The organism is Streptomyces sp. NPDC005574, assembly GCF_040605435.1.
Taxonomy (GTDB): Bacteria; Actinomycetota; Actinomycetes; order Streptomycetales; family Streptomycetaceae; genus Streptomyces.
Map to the genome: position 1 here is coordinate 1 of NZ_JBEXCW010000360.1, position 1,072 is coordinate 1,072.

General features: G+C 66.3%; 1 protein-coding gene. It reads left to right on the plus strand.

Translation table 11 applies throughout. From position 1 onward, the window contains the following. Positions 1-535: 535 nt before the first annotated feature. Complete coding sequence (locus ABZT03_RS44740; RefSeq protein WP_356050109.1) at positions 536-973, plus strand: hypothetical protein; 438 nt, start codon at positions 536-538, stop codon at positions 971-973. Positions 974-1,072: the final 99 nt, after the last annotated feature.

Consider the following 1,072-nt stretch of genomic DNA (forward strand, 5'->3'; position numbering starts at 1 on the left):
GAAGACACGAGCGTGGGACTCCTTCGTACGAACTTTGGACGGTTCAGTACGAAACCTACGCTCGTCGTCTTTTACACCGCGGATCGGACGCCACCAAACGTCGCGCTGTGCTGTCCGGCAGAGCCTGGCGGGTGTCCCCAGTCGAGGACGTAGAGGCCCAAGCTGTGGATGAGGCTGGCGTCGAGTCGCAAAAGCTGGATGGGGGAGTGTCCGTGGCGTCGCAGCCACCTGCGGCGGCGACGTTGTTCCGCTTCGCTCAGTGCGTGCCAGTGGTCGTAGTGGACGCCCGGCGCTGTGCCGGGATTTTCGCGGACCCAGGCGCGTAAGAGGGCGGTTTCGTCGGGCGCGCTGTGTAGCGTAATCAGGGCCCAGGCAGTGTCATACAGCAGGGTGGGCCCGTGTCGGGCCATGAGCTGTCGGGTGCGCAGCTGTCGCACCGGTGCCAAGAGCCAGCGTGCGTTGTGGAGTTTCATGCCGGTGTGCTCCCGGGATCGTGAGGGCTGTGCCGGAGGGCGGGTGCGGTTGCCAGGTCGTGGTGGCCGAGGGCCTGCAGGGTCTGGATGAGTGCCTGGAGGAAGACCTCGCGCTGCTGCGGGGTGTGCAGGGCGGTGACGAGCTGGTCCGTGAAGTGCCGGATGTCACCGCGGAGATCGTCGTCTTGGGCCTCCTGCGGGACGGGCAGTCCTTTCAGCGCATTTGTCAGCCCATCAAGGTCGTTGAAGCGATCGGGAAACCGGGCAACCCACCACACCCGGCGCAGATCCGGATCGGCGAGCACTCGCTGCAGATGGGCCAGGCGGTGCAGTTCCTCACCGTGTTCAAGGTCTGCTGTCTGTTGCCGATGGGCATGTTCCTGGGCCAGGCCGCGGTCCCTGACCGAGACGTCCAGCTCGGCCGCGCCGACGACCTTCAGCCCGGGGTCAAGGCGGCTCCACTGAGTCAGGGCGAAGTTGGCTGCGTCCTGGGCCGCTGAGAGAGGTCGCGTCCTCGGGGCGGTGGAAAAGCTCGACGAGGGGTTCCGTGGGGTTGATGTTACGCGGCCTTGGTGAGTGACACGCGGGCTGGCGTGGCG